This window comes from Dactylosporangium sp. NPDC006015 (genome assembly GCF_040614215.1).
GTDB lineage: Bacteria > Actinomycetota > Actinomycetes > Mycobacteriales > Micromonosporaceae > Dactylosporangium > Dactylosporangium maewongense.
Genome location: NZ_JBEXUD010000023.1, coordinates 112121 through 129253 on the forward strand (window position 1 = coordinate 112121; position 17133 = coordinate 129253).

General features: G+C 70.0%; 15 protein-coding genes. 9 read left to right on the forward strand and 6 right to left on the reverse strand.

Annotation, left to right across the window (positions count from 1 at the left end):
• The first annotated feature begins 2 nt into the window (after window positions 1-2).
• Together ABZ321_RS33855 and ABZ321_RS33860 are read left to right on the forward strand one after the other, a co-directional pair.
• The gene (locus tag ABZ321_RS33855) at window positions 3-1334 is read left to right on the forward strand and encodes an extracellular solute-binding protein (RefSeq protein WP_354898956.1); all 1332 of its coding nucleotides are present in this window, start codon (window positions 3-5) and stop codon (window positions 1332-1334) included.
• 111 nt (window positions 1335-1445) lie between these two features.
• Entirely contained in the window at window positions 1446-2480 is a 1035-nt protein-coding gene (locus ABZ321_RS33860) for an ABC transporter ATP-binding protein (RefSeq protein ID WP_354898959.1), read from the forward strand.
• 109 nt (window positions 2481-2589) lie between these two features.
• On the opposite strand, the gene ABZ321_RS33865 is transcribed toward ABZ321_RS33860, so the two are convergent.
• The 5 genes from ABZ321_RS33865 to ABZ321_RS33885 form a co-directional block, all read right to left on the reverse strand.
• Window positions 2590-3402, reverse strand: a complete 813-nt coding sequence (locus ABZ321_RS33865) for an SDR family oxidoreductase (RefSeq protein WP_344505325.1) — start codon at window positions 3400-3402, stop codon at window positions 2590-2592.
• A complete protein-coding gene (locus ABZ321_RS33870) occupies window positions 3402-4523 on the reverse strand; it encodes a pyridoxal-phosphate dependent enzyme (protein ID WP_344505323.1) in 1122 nt (373 codons plus the stop codon). The genes ABZ321_RS33865 and ABZ321_RS33870 overlap by 1 nt, the downstream gene beginning before the upstream one ends.
• Window positions 4524-4639: 116 nt before the next feature.
• Window positions 4640-6112 (reverse strand): M81 family metallopeptidase, encoded by a 1473-nt coding sequence (locus tag ABZ321_RS33875; RefSeq protein ID WP_354898962.1) that lies wholly within the window; start codon window positions 6110-6112, stop codon window positions 4640-4642.
• Between the two features lie 14 nt (window positions 6113-6126).
• The gene (locus ABZ321_RS33880; protein ID WP_354898965.1) at window positions 6127-7395 is read right to left on the reverse strand and encodes an aminotransferase class III-fold pyridoxal phosphate-dependent enzyme; all 1269 of its coding nucleotides are present in this window, start codon (window positions 7393-7395) and stop codon (window positions 6127-6129) included.
• 165 nt (window positions 7396-7560) lie between these two features.
• On the reverse strand, window positions 7561-8334 hold the full coding sequence (locus ABZ321_RS33885) for an IclR family transcriptional regulator (protein ID WP_344505320.1): 774 nt from the start codon (window positions 8332-8334) through the stop codon (window positions 7561-7563).
• 296 nt (window positions 8335-8630) lie between these two features.
• Between ABZ321_RS33885 and ABZ321_RS33890 the strand changes: the two genes are divergently transcribed.
• Genes ABZ321_RS33890 through ABZ321_RS33920 form a run of 7 tightly spaced genes read left to right on the forward strand, consistent with a single transcriptional unit; the run spans window position 8631 to window position 16699 of the window.
• Window positions 8631-10238, forward strand: coding sequence for an ABC transporter substrate-binding protein (locus tag ABZ321_RS33890; RefSeq protein WP_354898969.1), 1608 nt, complete (start codon window positions 8631-8633; stop codon window positions 10236-10238).
• The gene (locus tag ABZ321_RS33895; RefSeq protein WP_344505318.1) at window positions 10235-11167 is read left to right on the forward strand and encodes an ABC transporter permease; all 933 of its coding nucleotides are present in this window, start codon (window positions 10235-10237) and stop codon (window positions 11165-11167) included. The genes ABZ321_RS33890 and ABZ321_RS33895 overlap by 4 nt, the downstream gene beginning before the upstream one ends.
• Window positions 11164-12015 carry an ABC transporter permease gene (locus ABZ321_RS33900; RefSeq protein ID WP_354898972.1) on the forward strand — a complete coding sequence of 284 codons (852 nt, stop codon included), beginning with the start codon at window positions 11164-11166 and terminating at the stop codon, window positions 12013-12015. The genes ABZ321_RS33895 and ABZ321_RS33900 overlap by 4 nt, the downstream gene beginning before the upstream one ends.
• 41 nt (window positions 12016-12056) lie before the next feature.
• Window positions 12057-14036, forward strand: coding sequence for an ABC transporter ATP-binding protein (locus ABZ321_RS33905; protein ID WP_354898975.1), 1980 nt, complete (start codon window positions 12057-12059; stop codon window positions 14034-14036).
• A 10-nt stretch (window positions 14037-14046) separates the two neighbouring features.
• Window positions 14047-14994, forward strand: a complete 948-nt coding sequence (locus ABZ321_RS33910) for a dihydrodipicolinate synthase family protein (RefSeq protein WP_354898978.1) — start codon at window positions 14047-14049, stop codon at window positions 14992-14994.
• Between the two features lie 35 nt (window positions 14995-15029).
• The gene (locus ABZ321_RS33915) at window positions 15030-15917 is read left to right on the forward strand and encodes a M14 family metallopeptidase (protein WP_354898980.1); all 888 of its coding nucleotides are present in this window, start codon (window positions 15030-15032) and stop codon (window positions 15915-15917) included.
• A complete protein-coding gene (locus ABZ321_RS33920) occupies window positions 15908-16699 on the forward strand; it encodes an SDR family oxidoreductase (RefSeq protein ID WP_354898983.1) in 792 nt (263 codons plus the stop codon). Before ABZ321_RS33915 ends, ABZ321_RS33920 begins: the two co-directional genes overlap by 10 nt.
• A 50-nt stretch (window positions 16700-16749) precedes the next feature.
• On the opposite strand, the gene ABZ321_RS33925 is transcribed toward ABZ321_RS33920, so the two are convergent.
• Window positions 16750-17133 (reverse strand): RidA family protein, encoded by a 384-nt coding sequence (locus tag ABZ321_RS33925; protein ID WP_354898986.1) that lies wholly within the window; start codon window positions 17131-17133, stop codon window positions 16750-16752.

A 17133-nucleotide genomic window follows, 5' to 3' on the forward strand; every position in this document is an offset into this window, starting at 1 on the left:
TCATGAATCACTTTGCATCCCGCAGTACCTCCCGGCGTACGCTGCTGCGAAGCGCCTTCGCCGTCGCGGCGGCCACACCGATCCTCTCCGCCTGCACCGACGACCCGGCACCCACTCCGACGAGCAAGGGCGACGGAAAGTTCCCCGGGGTCACGATCAACGTCGCCTGCAACCCATCCAGCGTGCAGGCGTGCACGGAGGCCGGCAAGCAATGGGGCCAGGTCACCGGCGCCACGGTCAACGCCCAGGTGATTCCCTTTGCGGAACGGGCCACCAGCTACGCCTCGTGGATCGTCTCCAAGGACGCGAGCTACGACGTGCTCTACGGCGGCGTCGACTTCATCTCCAACTTCGGCGACAAGCTCTACCTTCCGCTCAAGGACATGCTCGGCGACACCAGCGACTACGTTCCGGCCGCGCTCGGTCAGCTCACCAAGGGCGGCGCGCTGCTCGCCGCACCGCTCTTCGCCGACATGCTGCTCTTCTTCTACAACAAGTCCGACTGGTCCGCGGCGGCACTGCCGGAGAAGATCCCGGGAACGTGGGACGACCTGTACGGGTACGCGCCCAAGCTGACGGTCGGCAACCGCGAGCCCTGCGTGATCCCGTGGAACAACAACGGCGTCCCGTTCTGGATCGCGTTCTTCAACTCCACCAAGGGCCAACTGTTCAGCGACGACAAGAGCCAGCTGCTCTTCGACAACGACAAGGGCCTCGCCGCCTGGCAGGCGATCAGCCGCGGCTTCCAGTCGAAGTTCTTCGGGCTGGCCGGCGCCAACGCAGTGGGCGACCAGGACACCTCGTTGCTGTTCAACCAGAACCTGGCCGCCAGCCAGGCCGCCACCACCGGCTTCGGCAGCACAGCCGGCAGCACCGACCCGGCCAAGAAGTCGGTAATCACCAAGGCTGAGGTCGGCGTCAGCGTGATGCCGGGCATCACGGCCGGCACGAGCGGCAGCGTCATCGTGGCCGAGGGCCTGGGCATCAACAAGTTCACCCGAAACCGCGACGCCGCACTGAGCTTCGTCAAATACACCACCGGGACGGAGTTTCAGAAGCAGATGGTGCTCGGTAAGGCCGGTCAGGTGCTGCCGTCGAGCCGCCTGTCGGTCAGCAAGGACCCGGAGGTGGCCGCGGGCTTCCCGCTCGCGGCGACGCTGGCCGAGCAGGCATCGGCGCAGCTGGCCTGGCCAGGCAACGCCCCGTTCAAATGGAACGCGCCGTTCCTGCTGGGCCTGACCAACCTGTCGAAGGGCACGTGGACGCCCGAGCAGGCCCACGAAGAGACGATCAAGGCGGTCAAGAAGCTGATGATCGCCCAACTCGGCTCGTAGGTCGCCTGGCTCATAGCTTCCTGCGTTCGTTGTTTCTCGGAGGAGTTGGACATGGCGGGTATGTCACTACGGCTGGAATCGATCTATCGTCGCTACGGCAAGGTGATGGCGGTGAACGACCTGTCGCTGGAATTGCCGGCGGGCAAGTTCATCACGCTGCTCGGGCCGTCCGGGTGTGGCAAGACCACGACCCTGAACCTGATCGCCGGCCTGGACCAAGCTGACGGCGGCTCGATCCACATGGGCGAGCGTGACATCACCAGGGTGCCCCCGAACGAGCGTGGCATGGCGATCGTGTTCCAGAATTACGCGCTGTACCCGCACATGTCTGTCTTCGACAACATCGCCTTCGGGCTGCGGCTCCAGCGCCGTCCGAAGCCGGAGATCCAGTCCCGGGTCCGGCACACGGCAGAACTGCTCGCCATCGAGCACCTGCTGGACCGCCGGCCCGGGCAGCTCTCCGGTGGCCAGCAGCAGCGGGTGGCGCTGGGGCGGGCGATGGTGAAGAAGCCCGCGGTCTTCCTGCTTGACGAGCCGTTCAGCAATCTCGATGCGGCCCTGCGCGCACGCATGCGGACCGAGGTGAAGCATCTCCACCAGACGCTCGGCACCACCAGCGTCTTCGTCACCCACGACCAGGAGGAGGCGATGACCCTCTCCGACCTGATCGCGGTGATGCGCGATGGCAAGCTGGTCCAGTACGGCACCCAGCACGAGGTTTACGGCAAACCGCGGGACATGTACGTGGCGACCTTCCTCGGCAAGCCGAGGATGAGCCTCATCGAGGGAAGCCTGGAGCGGCACGCCGCCGGGGTCGTGTTCACGGCGCCGGACGTCCGCCTCGAACTCGGCACCGCCGAGTCCATCGGGCTGCGCGACGGCGAGTGGCCGCGGGTCGCGGCCGGCCTGCGGGCCGAGGACGTGTCGCTGGGCGCGCCGGGCGGGTTGTCCTTCGACGCGCAGGTCGCCCTGCTGGAGCCAATCGGGTCGGACACGTTCGTGGAACTCGAGGTCGGCGGAGCGACGGTCGTCGCCCGGGTGCCACCCGAGGATCCGGTCGCAGTGGGCGACCGCGTCACCGCGGTGATCAAGCCCGGCCGCGTCCACCTCTTCGACCTCGACTCCACCGAGCGCATCATCCGTTAGCGCAAGCTACTCGGGCAGGTCAACTTCGGCTCGACCCCTTGTGGACACCACAAGGGGTCCGCGCCACGCTTCCAGACGCGCGGCACACGGGCCTGGTCCCATACCCCGGTCAGTGAGCGGTCCAGCCGCCGTCGACCATGAGGTTCACACCGGTCACATAGCCGGAGGCGTCCGAGGCCAGGAAGACCACCGGGCCCTTGATGTCGTCGGGTCCGGCCAATCGACCCAGCGGCGTGCGTTCGGCGTAGGCGGTGACGAATGCCGCCGGCTGGTCTGGGGTCGCCAACCCGCCCGGCGACAGGCAGTTCACCCGCACGCCGTAGGGCGCGTAGAAGCACGCGAGGTACCGGGTGAGGTTCACCATGCCACCCTTGTCGAACGCGTAGAAGGCAGGCGAGGTCATCTCGGTGCCCGCATAGACGTCGAAGGTGGGCCCGACCACACCGTAGATCGAGCCGATGTTGACGATGCTGCCCGAACGTTGGGCCATCATCTGCTCGCCGATGTGTTTCGTGATCAGGAAGAGCCCGGAGGAGTTCACCTCGCTGGTGGCGGTCCAGTCCGCGGCGGTGGTGCGGTTGGGGTCGCTGCCCTGGCGGTGCACCGAACCGTTCACCAGCACGTCGATGCGGCCCAGCGATGCCACGACAGCATCGCGAAGCTCCACGATGGACGCCTCGTCGGCCTGGTCGAGCCGGTGCGCGCTGGCCTCGTAACCGTCCCGGCGGAGGGCGGTGGCGGCCGCCTCGCACGCGGTCAGGTCGCGGGAGGTGACCACCACGTGCGCACCGGCCTCGGCCAGTGCGTAGCACATGTGGCGACCGTAGAGGCCGGCTCCGCCGGTCACGATCGCGACGCGACCGGTGAGGTCGTAGAGGCTGTTGATCGAGCGCGGTGCAGACAAGGCGATCCGGCCTTCCATTAGCGGAGGATGTCCATCGCGGTGGTGATCTGGTCGGCGGTGATCCGGGGCACCGGGTCGTCGCCGGCGAGCCGGGCGAGGGCACCGGCGTCCTTGTAGCCGGCCCCGGTCGCGACGATCACCGCCCGGTCGGAGGGGTCGAGCCGGCCCGCCGCCGCGTCGGCGAGCAGGCCCGCGAATGCGGTCGCGCCGGCCGGTTCGACCAGGATGCCGTGCCGGCGGGCGAGGATACGCTGCGCATCGAGGATCTCCTCGTCGGTGACTTCGGTCAGGTGCCCGCCGGATTCGCGCACCGCGTCGACCGCGCCGACGCCGTCGAAGAGGACGGCGACCTGCAGCCCGGAGACGGTGGTGGTGCATGGGCCCCGAAGCCCGGTGAGGTCACCGGCCAACGCCGGGCGCAGTGTCGGGCAACCGGCCGGCTGCACACCGACGACCCGGGGGCGCGCACCGTTGGCGATCAACCCGCCTGCGGTGAAGCCACGGCCGATCGCGGAGAGCAGCCCGCCACCGCCGACCGGCGCGTACACCACGGTCGTGGCCGGGGCGTCCTCGGCGATCTCGTACGCGATCGTGGTCGCACCCTCCATCGCCTCGGGGGAGAACCGGCCGCCGGTCAGGAGCGGCATCAGGCCCCGATCGGCGGCGATCGCGGCAATGGTGACGGCCGCCGAGTCGGTGGCTGCGGCGTCGTGACCGAGGCCGTCGACGAGATGGACACGCGCGCCGAGCGCTCGGATCTGGCGCAGCTTGGGTGCGGCGGTGTCGGCGAGGGCGAACAGCGCCGCCGGCACGCCGGCCCGGCTCGCGTAGGCGGCGGCGGCCGCGCCGCCGTTACCGGAGGAGGTGCCGACGCAGCCGGCGAGCCGGCGTTCACGCACGATGGAGAGGGCGACTGAAGCGATGCGGTCCTTGAAGGAGCCGGTCGGGTTCAGATGCTCGCACTTGACCTGCACGGAGGCGACGCCGGGCACGGCACCGGTCAGCTCCACCAGCGGCGTGGCACCCTCGCCCAGACTCACGATGTTCGCCGGGTCGTGCAGCGGTAGCCGGCCCTGGTAGCGCCAGACCCCGCGCCGCGCCGGGTCCTGCCAACCGTCGGAGGCAGCGGCGTAGCGCACGACCAGTTCTCCGCCGCAGCTGGCGCAGCGGTAACGCAGGGAGCCGGCTTCCCGGGACCTGCCACAGGCGCGGCATTCCAGCCAGAAAGCGGCCCCTCCGCTTCGCTCCGGGCCGCTCATGGCTTCACGCCGGGCCGGGCTACGAAGGTCGTCGGTGGGAGGGTCATCGGCGTTGTGTTGCGGGGAAGTGAGGCGACGTCGATCGGGCAGGCGCCGGGCGTGGCAACCTCGATGACCTCGGCGGCGATGTCACCGAACGCGGCCCGCCAGGCGATGGCGCCCTTCGCGACGATGATCTTGGCGGAGCGGGCGTCCACCCCGACGGAGGAGAGCTGCTCGGCGTGGAACGGCGGCGTCGGCCTCTCGGTCACCACGAGGGTGATGCCCTCGACGCGCAGCACCGCGGTGGTGCCCATGCTGAACTCGCGTCCGGTCATCCAGCTGCCCTGGGTGCGGTAGCGGCCGTCGGTGACCGTGACGACCCGTCCGCGCACGCGCACCGGGTCGCCGTGCCGGCGGTCGGTCTTCCCGCCGACCAGCGCCTCGATCTCCGCGCCGGTGCCGAGGTCCGCTGCCAGGCGGGCGACCCGCGCGTCGGCCACGGTCACCACGGCGTCCTGTGCTTGCTGGGCCAGCAGTTCGGCGAGCAGCGCGGTCCCGTCGCCCGGGCTGCCGCCGCCGATGTTGTCGGCGACGTCGGCGAGGACGACCGGGCGGGCCGCGCCGGCGATCGCCCGGCGCACGGCCGTGGCGGCGTCGTCGCGAGCCACCATGAAGGCGTCGGTCTGTTCGGTGATGTCGGCGAGGGTCTCGGCGATGACGTCGCGCGCGGCCGCCTCGTCGCCCTCGTCGTGGATGGCGAGCACGCTCATGCCGACCCGGTCGACGTCGCTGTAGGCGAAGCCGGCCGGGATGCAGATCCGCACCAGTCCCGCGGCGCGGGCCCGGGCCGCGGCCCGTCGCTGCAGCGAGCGCATCGGCTCGGCGTCGGTCGCCTGAGCCAACGGGCAGACCAACAGTGGGAGCTTGCCGACGGCCGTGCGCAACCGCCGCCCGGCGAACACGTCGCCGAGCAGCCGGGCCGCCTCGCGGCCCCGTTCGCGCATGTCCACGTGCGGGTAGGTGTCGTAGCTGACGAGTACCTCGCATGATTCGACCAGCTCGGGTGACGGGTTGGCGTGCAGGTCGAGCACCGCCGCCAGCGGTACGGACCCGATGGTCTCCCGGACCACCGACAGCAGCGCCGTCTCGGTGTCGGGATAGCCGTCGGCGACCATCGCTCCGTGCAGGTTGACGAGCAGCCCGTCGAGCGGGCCGGCCGCGCGCAAGGCCCGGCCGGCGCGCTCGAGCAGGGCCTCGATGGTGACCCGATCGGCCGGGCCGCACGGCCAGGCGCCGGCCGAGAAGATCGGCACCAGTTCGTGGTCGGGAGAGTCGGCGAAGCCGCCGATGACCGATCCGGTGTCCACGTTCTGCTCGAGGACCTCGTGACCCTGCGCGAGTTCGAAGTCAGCGAAGTCCGCGAGGGTGGCCTGGTGCGTGGCGTAGGTGTTGGTTTCGTGCCAGAGACCGAGAATGCCGACCCGCATGTGCCCCGAACTCCCTACGCGCCTGATTCGTTCAGCGCATCGTCCACGCGCTCAAGCGTGGTGGCGAGTTCACGCGGACCGTGCGCCGCTGAGACATACCAGATCCCTCGCCCGGCGACCCAGACCCCGTGCCCAGCCAGCACCTCGGCGAAGCGGGCGTACCGGGCAAGGTCGAGGTTGCGCAGTTCGCGGTGGTCGGTGACCGGTTCCCGAGGGCCGAACGAGGCGTGGAACGCCATCGGGACACCTTGCACCCGCAGCGGCACCTGGTGCTTGTCGGCCAGTTCGAGGAGCCCGGCCATCAACGCCGTGCCGTGCTCGGCGATGCGCTCGTACGGCGGGTCCGAGGTCAGCAGGTCGATGGTGGCGACCACCGCCGCGGCGGCCATCACGGAGCCGTTGAAGGTGCCCGAGTGGTTGACCTCGCCGGTGCCGAATCGTTCCATCAGGTGAGCGTGTCCGGCCAAGGCCGCGACCGGCCAGCCACCCGCCATGGCCTTGCCGTAGGTGGCAAGGTCGGGTGTGACGCCGTACCGGGCCGCCGCACCGCCGAGGGCGACCCGGAAGCCGCTGATCACCTCGTCGAAGATGAGCACCACGCCGTGCTCGGTGCACAGTTCGCGGACGCGCTGCAGATAGCCGGGTCGCGGTTCGATCGTGCCGGCGTTGACCATGATGGGTTCCATGATGAGCGCGGCGATCTGGCCATGGTGCTCGGCCAGCGCGGCCGCGACGGCCTCCGCGTCGTTCCACGGCAGCACCACCGAGTCGGCGAGTTGTGCGCCGACCTGGCCGGCGCTGGCGGGTCCGGTGCCAGCGGCGTCGACGAGCACGTTGTCGAGCCAGCCGTGGTAGTGGCCCTCGAACCGGATGAACCGCCGGCGTCCGGTCGCCGCACGCGCCAGCCGCAGGGCCGCCTGGACCGACTCGGTGCCGGTCAGGCCGAGCCGGACCATCTCGGCCCAGCCGAGCGCCGAACAGATCCGCTCCGCGGCCTCGACCTCCAGCACGTGTGAGTTGCCGTAGAGCATGCCGTCCCCGCAGGCGTCGTGGACCGCCTGATTCACTGTGGCGTTGGCGTGGCCCAGGAAGCTCGGCCCTTGCCCTAGCAGGTAGTCGACGTAGTCGTTGCCGTCCACGTCCCACATCCACGCGCCTTGGGCGCGGCTGAAGAAGACCGGCGGCGCGGACAGCCGCACATTGGAGTTGACCCCACCCGGAAGATGGCGGCTCGCTCGCGGCCAGTACTCCGCTGACTTGATCCTCGAGGCTTTTGACACCACTCGGCTCCCCTTCCGGTGCCCGTCGCGCCGTCCGCGTTCTGCCTAGTGGATTTCGCAGACCGACAGTTGAAACTGGCACGACGGTAGCCGCCGCCGCGGCCGGTGGTCAACACCGCGCGTGGGGCTGGGCTGTGCGGATGGTGGATTGCTTGTGGAGAGCGCGCTTCAGGCGCTGGCGTGGTAGTCGCGCACCAGCTGCATCGCAGTGCGGCGCAGCGCGCGGGCGACCGTCTCGACCTTGTCGGAGGTCAGCCGACGGGCCGGCGCGCTCACGCTGATGCCGCACAGGAACGGGATGCTCTCCAGCACGACCGCCACGCAGCGGCCGTCGGGCTGGTTCTCGCAGTCGTCGAGCCCATATCCCTCGCGCCGGACGCGCTTGAGCTCGGCCAGGTATCCCTCGACGGAGACGATCGTGCTGTCGGTGTACTGGAGCATCTGCTCGGCCGAGAGGATGGCGCGCACCCGGTCATCAGGCAGTTCGGCCGCGATCGCCTTGCCCAGCGCGGTGGCGTGGATGCTGCCCCGCTCGCCGATGCGCGCCGCGAGCCGCATCATCTCGTTGCTCTCCACCACGAGGGCGTGCACGATGTGCGCTCCGTCCAGCACGCCCAGGTTTGTGGTCTCGCCGAGCCGGTCGCGCAGCTTCTCCAGGTGTGGCCTGGCCTGGTTGACGAGCACGTCCACCTGCCGGGTGTGCTGCGGCCGGAAGGCCAGGCCGAGCCGATACAGGCTGTTGGCCGGATCACGCTCGACGTAGCGGCGGGCCTCGAGGGCCGACAGGTAGCGAAAGGCCGAGCTCTTCGGCAGCGCCGTCACCTCGGCGACATCCGAGAGCGACGCACCGTCGCGGGATCGCTGCAGCACGTCAAGAATGTCGCAGACGCGCTCGACGGCCCGGATCGGGTAGCTGGCGGCGGACTCAGCCGTCTGCTTCATCGGTCTGTCCTGTCTCGTGACACTGGGGACGGTGGCGCGGAGCGAGTATGAGGTCGCACGGGCGATGATACCCCTGGTAGGGCCCATACCGGCGCCTCATCGTAGTCGATTTGTTTCACCTGTCAAAACGCTTCGACCCGCCGGATACGCTGCCGCAGCAGCTCGTACCGACCATTATCGGAACGATCGTTTCAGCCGTTGACATGACTTTGTGGCCGCGCTAATACTCAGTCACGCGTCAGAGGATCGCGTCCCGCCTGGTGGCGGGCGGCTTCGTCGAAGTGGAGACAGTCCAAATGTCTACGCGCCGCAGGGGAATGTACTCCCGGCTGGTCGCCGGTGGTGCCGTGCTCCTCATGATCGCCGCCGCCGCAGCGTGCGGCTCGGCAGATACCGACAACTCGGCCGGCGGCGGGACGCTGCACATCGCCGAGGGCGCCGAGCAGCCGACCCTGGACCCGGCCAAGAACATTCAATACCTCAGTGACGAGATGGCCGCCATCTACGACACGCTCGTGGTGGCCAACGCCGACGGCACGATCGGTCCCAGCCTGGCCGAGTCCTGGACCGTCGAGGGCCCGTCCATCACGTTCAAGCTCCGCGCCGGAGTCAAGTTCCACGACGGCACCCCGTTCAACGCCGCAGCGGTCAAGGCCGCGCTGGACCGGGTCGTCGACCCGGCCACCAAGGCGACCAACTCCAAGAGCGTTCTCGGTCCGTACGACAACAGTCAGGTCATCGACGACAGCACCGTGAAGGTGACCTGGAAGACGCCCGTGGGCGCGGCACTGATCAACCTCACCAACGCGGATCTCAGCATCCCGTCGCCGGCCGCGGCGAGTGCCGGCACGCTCGACGCCAAGCCCGTGGGAACCGGCCCCTACAAGTTCGTCAGTTACGTCAAGGGCGACCGCCTCGAGGTCGAGCGGAACAACGACTACACGACGATCCGTCCCGACCTGACGAACAAAGGCGCTCCGAAGTACGCGCGGATCATCTTCCAGTACGTGACCAACGCCAGCACCCGGGCGAACCTGCTGACCACCGGGGCGGTGCAGGTGGCCCAGCTGACCGGGCCCGACGCCAAGCGTCTCGCCTCCGCATCGAACCTCAACAACACTTCCTTCCCCGGGGTCAGCGAGACCGCCCTGTGGATCAATGCGAAGAATGTGCCGGACCTCAACGTCCGCAAGGCGATCTCGGCGGCGATCGACCGTGACGCGCTCATCCAGGCCGTGGCCAGTGGCTACGCCGAGACCAACTGGAGCACGGTGCCGACCATCGTCCCCGGCTACGACAAGACCGTCGAGAGCGCGGTGACCAAGTACAGCCAGGCCCAGGCCAAGTCGCTGCTTGCGGCGGCCGGTTACACCGCCGGTGCCGACGGCGTCATGCAGAAGGACGGCAAGCCGCTGACGCTGTCCATCCTGTCCGCGAGCGACGACCCGTGGCCCGCGATCGACCAGCTCGTCCAGGACCAGCTGGCCCAGGTGGGCATCAAGGCACAGATCAAGACCGAGGAGTTCGCCACGGTCACCCAGACCCGCCGCAAGGGTGACCAGTCCATCTACATCGGCCGCTACGGCATCCTGGACCCGGCCGGGTCGATGCGGATCCTCTTCGCTTGCGCCAACATCCCATCGGCGCAGGTGCCGCAGGGCACCAACCTGACGTTCAACTGCAACCCGGATGTGGACGCCGCGCTGGACCAGGCGATCAGCGAGGTCGACGCGGCCAAGCGCAACGCGCTCGTGTCCCGGGCGCAGCATCTCATGGCGGCCGACCATACGGCCCTGGTGCTCTACCAGCCGAAGAGCGTCGTGTTCTCGGCGAAGGCGGTCGGCGGGATCGGCATGCAGCCGGACGGCATCCTGAAGATCAACGACTTGGTGCCGGCCGAGTGAGCTTCGTACGGTTCGTCGCGCGGCGGGTACTGGTGACAGTTCCCGCCGCGCTGGCGGTGCTCGTGATCACGTTCGCGATGATCCGTCTCGTGCCTGGCGACCCCGTGCAGGTCATCGCGGGCACCAATCTGGATCCGCAGGTCGCCGAGGAACTGCGGGAACAGCTTGGACTCAACGATCCGCTGCTGGTGCAGTTCTTCACCTATCTGGAGAACGTCCTGCACGGCGATCTGGGCACCTCGTTCCTCACCCGGCAGCCGGTGGCCGACGTCGTCGCCGAGCGCCTGCCCAACACGCTGATGCTGACGGCAGCCGGCGTTCTCGCCGGCCTGCTGCTCTCGCTGCCGATCGGCATCGCCAGCGCGTTGCGCGACGCGAAGCGGCGCCGCGCGGGGCTGAGCTTCACCACCGTGACCACGATGCTGGTGGCCACACCCGACTTCCTGCTCGCCACGGTGCTTGCCACGGTGTTCGCGGTATATCTGCAGATCTTCCCGGTGGCCGGCGCGGAATCCTGGACCTCGATCGTGCTGCCCGCGCTGGCCCTGGGCATTCCGCTCGCCGGCATCCAGGCGCGGGTCGTGCGGGCGAGCGTGCTGGACGCGGTGGGCCGGCCCTTCGTGCGGACGCTGCGTGCCGTCGGTGTGCCCCAGCGGCGGCTGCTCACCCGCAACGTGCTGCCCAACGCGTCCATCCCGGTGGTCACGCTGCTCTCGGTGGAGTTCGGACGGCTACTGGCGGGCGCCCTCATCGTGGAGAACATCTTCTCCTGGCCGGGACTCGGCACCACGATCTTCGACTCGATCGGCCGACGGGACCTGCCGGCCGTGCAGGGGGAGATCCTCGTCGTGGCGTTGTTGATCCTCGGCATCAACCTGTTCATCGATGTGGTCTATCGCATCATCGACCCCCGGATCGGCCTGTCATGACGACCAGATCCAGCGCGGCTCGCCGGTTCCTGTCGCAGCGACTGACCCGGGTGGGTCTGGTGCTGCTCCTGATCGTGGCGGTCGTCACCGTAGTGGGGCCATTGGTCTACGGTGCGTCACCGACCCGCACGCATCCAATGGACGCCTACGCCGGTCCGTCCGCGACCTACCCGCTCGGCACCGACAACCTCGGGCGCGACATCCTTGCCCGGCTCCTGCACGCCGGCGTGCTGTCCATCCCGGCCGGCCTGCTCGCGGTCGGCCTGGGCGCGGTCGCCGGCAGCCTGCTCGGCATCGCGTCCGGCTTCATCGGCCGGGCGTTCGACACCGTCGTGATGCGTGTGGTGGACGTGCTGCTGTCGTTCCCGACGCTGCTTACAGCGATCGTCGTGGTGGCGATCCTGGGCCCGAGCGTGACGAGCGCGGTGCTCGCGGTGTCGATCGCGGCGTTGCCGTCCTACGCCAGGGTCATGCGCGGGTCGGTCCTGCCACTGCGCAGCGCGGCGTTCATCCAGGCGGCTCGCGTCAGCAACACCTCACTGCCGCGGATGCTGCGCGTGCATGTGCTGCCCAACGTCGCTGACGTGCTGGTCGTCCTGCTGGTAATCGGAATGGGGAACGGGATCGTGGTGCTCTCGGCCTTGAGTTTCCTCGGCATCGGTGTTCAGCCGCCGGAAGCGGACTGGGGGGTGATGCTCACCGAAGGGGTCCGGGCGATCTACACCGCCCCGGTGGCCGCGCTCGCGCCCGCGATGATGCTGATGCTGACCGTGCTCGGAATCAACTTCGTCGGCGAAGGGCTCGGCGCCGCGCTCCGGGTCGACGTGGCCGGCAGGCGGCCGCGATGAGCCTGCTCTCAGTTCGCGACCTGACCATCGCCTACGACGACGTGCAGGCCGTCGCGGGCGCCTCCTTCGACGTGGTGTCCGGCGAGCGCGTCGGCATCGTCGGTGAGTCCGGCTCGGGCAAGACGACGCTGGCGCTGGCACTGATGCGGCTCCTGCCGCCGTGGTCGAAGCAGGAGTCCGGTTCCATCACGATTGACGGCATCGAGCTGTCGGACCTGCCGGAGGAGCGGATGCGCAGGCTGCGCGGCAGCAAGGCCGGCATGGTGTTCCAGGACCCGCTCACCTCGTTCGACCCGCTACGGACCCTGGGCGACCACCTTTCCGAAGGGCTGCGCGCGCATGGCGAGACCGACCGCGGGCGCCGCCGGGATCGGGCCGTCCAGGCGCTGCGGTCGGTGGGCATGCCGGCGCCGCTCAGCCAACTCGCGCGGCGTCCGCACGAGCTCTCCGGTGGCATGCGGCAGCGCGGCCTGATCGCGCTGGGGCTGTCGAACAACCCGCTGCTGGTGATCGCGGACGAGCCGACCACGGCGCTGGACGTCACCATCCAGGCACAGATCATGGAACTCTTCGCCACCATCGGGGCGCCGGGCCCGCAGGCCGACATGGGGCTGGTCATCGTCTCGCACAACCTCGGCCTGATCCGCCAGCTCTGCACCCGGGTCATCGTCATGTACGGCGGCCGGATCGTCGAGGACAGCCCAGCGCCGGACTTCTTCGCCCGGCCGCGCCATCCGTATGCGGCCGCGCTGCGCGATGCGACCCCGCGTATCACACTGCGGCGGGGAGAGGTTGCAAGCATCGCGGGCAGCGCGGTGGACCTCGCCGATCCACCGCCCGGCTGCCCGTTCGAGCCGCGCTGCACCTACCGGCTCGACGCCTGCGCGCAGAACATGCCCGAGCTGCTGTCGATCGGCGGCGGGCACTGGGTCGCCTGCTTCAACCACGACGCGGTCGGGCAGGCGCCCCGCAACGCAGGCGCTGACGGCCCGGCACCGTCTCCCGCGCCGGTGCCGCCGGAGCAGCCCGTGAAGCAGCTGGTGGTCGGCGAGCCGCTCGTGGTTGTTCGTGCGGCGACCAAGGTCTACCGGGTGCGTCGCAGGAAGCTGCATGCGTTGGCCGGTGTCGACCTCGACGTACGGGCCGGCGAAACGGTGGCGCTCGTGGGCGAGTCCGGCTCCGGCAAGTCCACCCTGGCGCATCTTGTGCTGGGCCTGCAGCCGCCCACATCGGGCACCGTCAGGGTCGCCGGCGACAATCCGGCCGACCCGCGCGGCGGCGTGCGGCGCCAGCAGCGCATGCAGGCTGTCTTCCAGGACCCGCACGGCTCACTCAACCCACGTCAACGAGTCGGCGACGCGATCGCGGAGCCGCTGGTCAATCTCGGCATGCCCGGGGATCAGCGCCGCCGGCGGGTGGCCGAACTGCTCGACGAGGTGCGACTGGGTCAGGCCCTGGCCGAGCGGTATCCACATGAGCTCTCCGGTGGCCAGGCGCAGCGGGTCGCGATCGCCCGTGCGCTCGCCGCCCGTCCCGAGCTGATCGTGCTCGACGAGCCGACCGCCTCGCTCGACGTGTCGATCCAGACGCACGTCATCGCGTTGCTGCGGGACCTGCAGCGCGAGCACGGCCTCGCCTACCTGTTCGTCTCGCACGACCTGGTCGCGGTCCGGGAGATCGCCACCCGGATCGCCGTGATGTACCTGGGGCGTCTGGTGGAGCTGGCGCCGTGGGAGCAATTCTTCGAGCAGCCCCTGCATCCGTACTCGGTGGCGCTGCTCTCCGCGCTTCCCCGGGTGGATCTGGCCCCGGGTGCGGCGGACCGGATCGTGCTGGCCGGCGAACCGCCCTCGCCCCTGGACGCGCCACCCGGCTGCCCGTTCCAGCCTCGCTGTCCCGTGGCGCAGGACATCTGCGCTACGAGCCCCCCACCGTTGTCGCCGGTTCCATCCGACCGTCAGGTCGCCTGTCACTTCCCCGGATCGCTCATCAGTCCCGGATCGTCGCCTACCGCTCGCTAGGAAGGTCTCCATGACATCGCTTCGTGTCCCGGTCCCCCCGCCGATCGCCGGTGTGATCGTGCCGATGGTCACCCCGATGCTGCCGTCGGGTGCCCCGGATCTCGAGTCGCTCGACGCACTCGTCGACCACCTCATCGGGCGGGGCGTGACCGGGCTGCTCGTGCTCGGCTCGTGCGGCGAGAACGGCGCGCTCTCCCGTGACGAGCGGCTCGAGGTCGCTGCCCGTGCGGTGGCCCGGGTCGACGAGCGGACCCATCTCATGATCGGCGTGCCGGCGCTCGGCACCCGCGAGGCGGTCGCCGACGCGAAGGTGTACGCGCAGATGGGCGCCGACTCGTTGCTCGTGCCGCCGACGTTCGTCTTCCCGCACTCCGCCGCCGAGCTCGGCGGGCACTTCCGCGCTGTGGCCGGGGCCGCGGGCTCGGTGCCGGTCCTCGCCTACAACATTCCCAGCCGGGTCACCGTGGTGCTGGAGCCGGACCTGATGCGTGAGCTCGCCGGCGAGGGAGTTGTGGCGGGGGTGAAAGACTCCTCGGGCAACGTGGAGGCCCAGCGGATGCTGGCCGAGGCGACGGCGGACATCGAGGGGTTCCGTCGCTACACGGGCAGCGAGTTCGCGATCGACGGGCTGTTGCTGGGCGGGTTCCACGGCGCCGTGCCGGGCCTGGCCAACGTCTTCGCGCCGTGGCACGTCGAACTCGCCGCGCGCGCGACGGCCGGGGACTGGAAGGGCGCGGCCGAGATGCAGGGCCGCATCGTGGCGTTTTTCAAGCTCTACCAGCACCCGATGCCGGGCGGCAGTTTCAGCGCCTCGGTCATCGCGTCGTTGAAGGAGGCCCTGGTACAGCAGGGGGTCATCGCACATTCGACGACCGCGTTGCCGTTCGTGCAGGTCGACGACGGCATGCGGACCCACGTGCGGGAAACGTTGGCGGCGGCCGAGATCGGGCGGCCGTGACGACACACCGGATCGACGTCGGCGAGGCTACGGTCGTGATCCGGGAACTGGCGGGCTCCGCCGCCGGCCCGACCGTGGCCCTGCTCGGCGGGGTGCATGGCGACGAACTGGAGGGCATCGCCGCCGTACGGGCGATCGTGGCGCACCTCAGCGCCGACCCGCCGCAATGGTCCGGGCGGATCCTCGCGGTGGCGGTCGCGAACCCGCCGGCCCACGAGGCGGGCACCCGGACCAGCCCTGTCGATGACGGCAACCTGGCCCGCGCCTTCCCCGGCCGCGCCGACGGCACGGTCACCGAACGGATCGCGGACGCCCTGGCACAGCGCGTCATCCGTAACTCGGACCTGCTGATCGATCTGCACTCGGCGGGAGTCAACTACGCGATGCCGTTCTTCGCCGGTTTCAGCGATCCGACCGGCCGACCGGCGGCGCACGCGTTCGGTGCGCCGCTGCTCTGGGCGCACGACCGGCTCAATCCGGGGCGCAGCCTTACCACGGCCTCGTCCTACGGCGTGCCGTCCATCTACGTCGAGGGCGGCGGAGGCGGATCGTTGCGCCGCTCGGAGCTGCTCGGCTACCGCGACGGCGTACTGCGGGTGCTCGGCCGGCTCGGCATGCTCGCCGACGCGGACGTGCCGGCGGGATCGGGGCCGCAACGGATCCTGCGCGGTGGTGACGGCGACGTCGACTCGTCGGTCTCCGCATCGGTGTCAGGCTGGTGTGTCACCGCGGTCCGGGCCGGCGACCAGGTCAGGTGCGGCGACCTGGTGGCGGAGATTCTCGACGGGGACGGGTTGCCGGCCGAGGAGATCTCGGCCCCGCACGACGGAACGGTGATGATGCTGCGGCGGCGGGCCGAGGTCGAGCCCGGCATCGGCATCGTCATGCTCGGGCCCGTCGCGGAGGAGGTGTCGTGGCAGTGACCGGGACCGCCGGGTTGGCCGGGCGGGTGGCCCTGGTGACCGGCGGCGGAAGCGGGATCGGCGCGGCGATCTCGGCCCGCCTCGCCGATGAGGGCGCGCACGTCCTCGTCGGTCAGCGAACCCCGCAGACCGCGGCCGCGGCGGCGAGCCGGCTCGCCGCGCCCCACCGCAGTCTCGACGTAGCTGTGGCCGACCTCGCCGACGCGGCGTCCTGCAGGGCGCTCGTCGCGCGTTGTGTGGAGCGCTTCGGCGGCATCGACATCCTGGTGAACAACGCGGCGGTGACCGGGCCGGGCGCGTCGCGCCCGCTGCTGGACTGCGATGACGAGTGGCTGGATCGCGTCGTCGGCGTGAATCTCACCGCTGCGTTCCGGTGTTCCCGCGAGGCCGCCCGGTGGATGGTGGCGAGGGGCACGCCGGGCGTGATCGTCAACATCGGCTCGGTCGCCGCGTATGCGGCCCAGCACCACGCGACCGCCTACACGACGACCAAGGCGGGGATGCTGGGGCTGACCCGGGGGCTGGCGTTCGAATTGGCGCCGCACAACATCCGAGCGGTCCACGTCGCGCCGGGTGACATCGCGCTCGACGAGCGCGCCGGCACCCCGGCGCCCCCGCCGGAGCTGTCCGAGCCGCAGCGGTGGTGGGAGCGGCACACGCCGTTGGGCCGCCGCGGCCATCCCGACGACGTGGCCTCGATGGTGGCCTACCTCTGCTCCGCCGAGGCCGGCTTCGTCACCGGCGCGAGCATCCTCGTCGACGGTGGCTGGCTGTCCTACTGAGCGTCCAGGCGCTCCACGGTGAGCTCACCGTGGAGCGCCGGTTCAGGTCGTCAGGCGGGGTCGGGGAGCAGCACGACCGCGTCGATCTCGATCAGGAATCCGGGCAGTGGTACCGGGATCGTCGTACGCGCTGGATGCGGGGTGGGTAGTACGTCGCGCATGATGTCGTTGAACTCCGCGAAGTTGTCCAGGGTGTGCAGGTAGGCGCCGATGCGCAGGATGCCGGAGAGATTCCCGCCGGCGGCCGTGATGATGCGTTCGATGTTGGCGAAGGTGGCGCGTGCCTGGATCTGGAAGGTGTCGCCGATGAGCTTGCCGTCGGCATCGAAGGGGCCTTGGCCCGAGACGAAGAGCAGGTTGCCGGCCCGGATTCCGGGTGAGTAGGGCCCGGCCGGCGGTGCGCCGCCGGCGGGGACGATCGGTTCCTTCTGCAT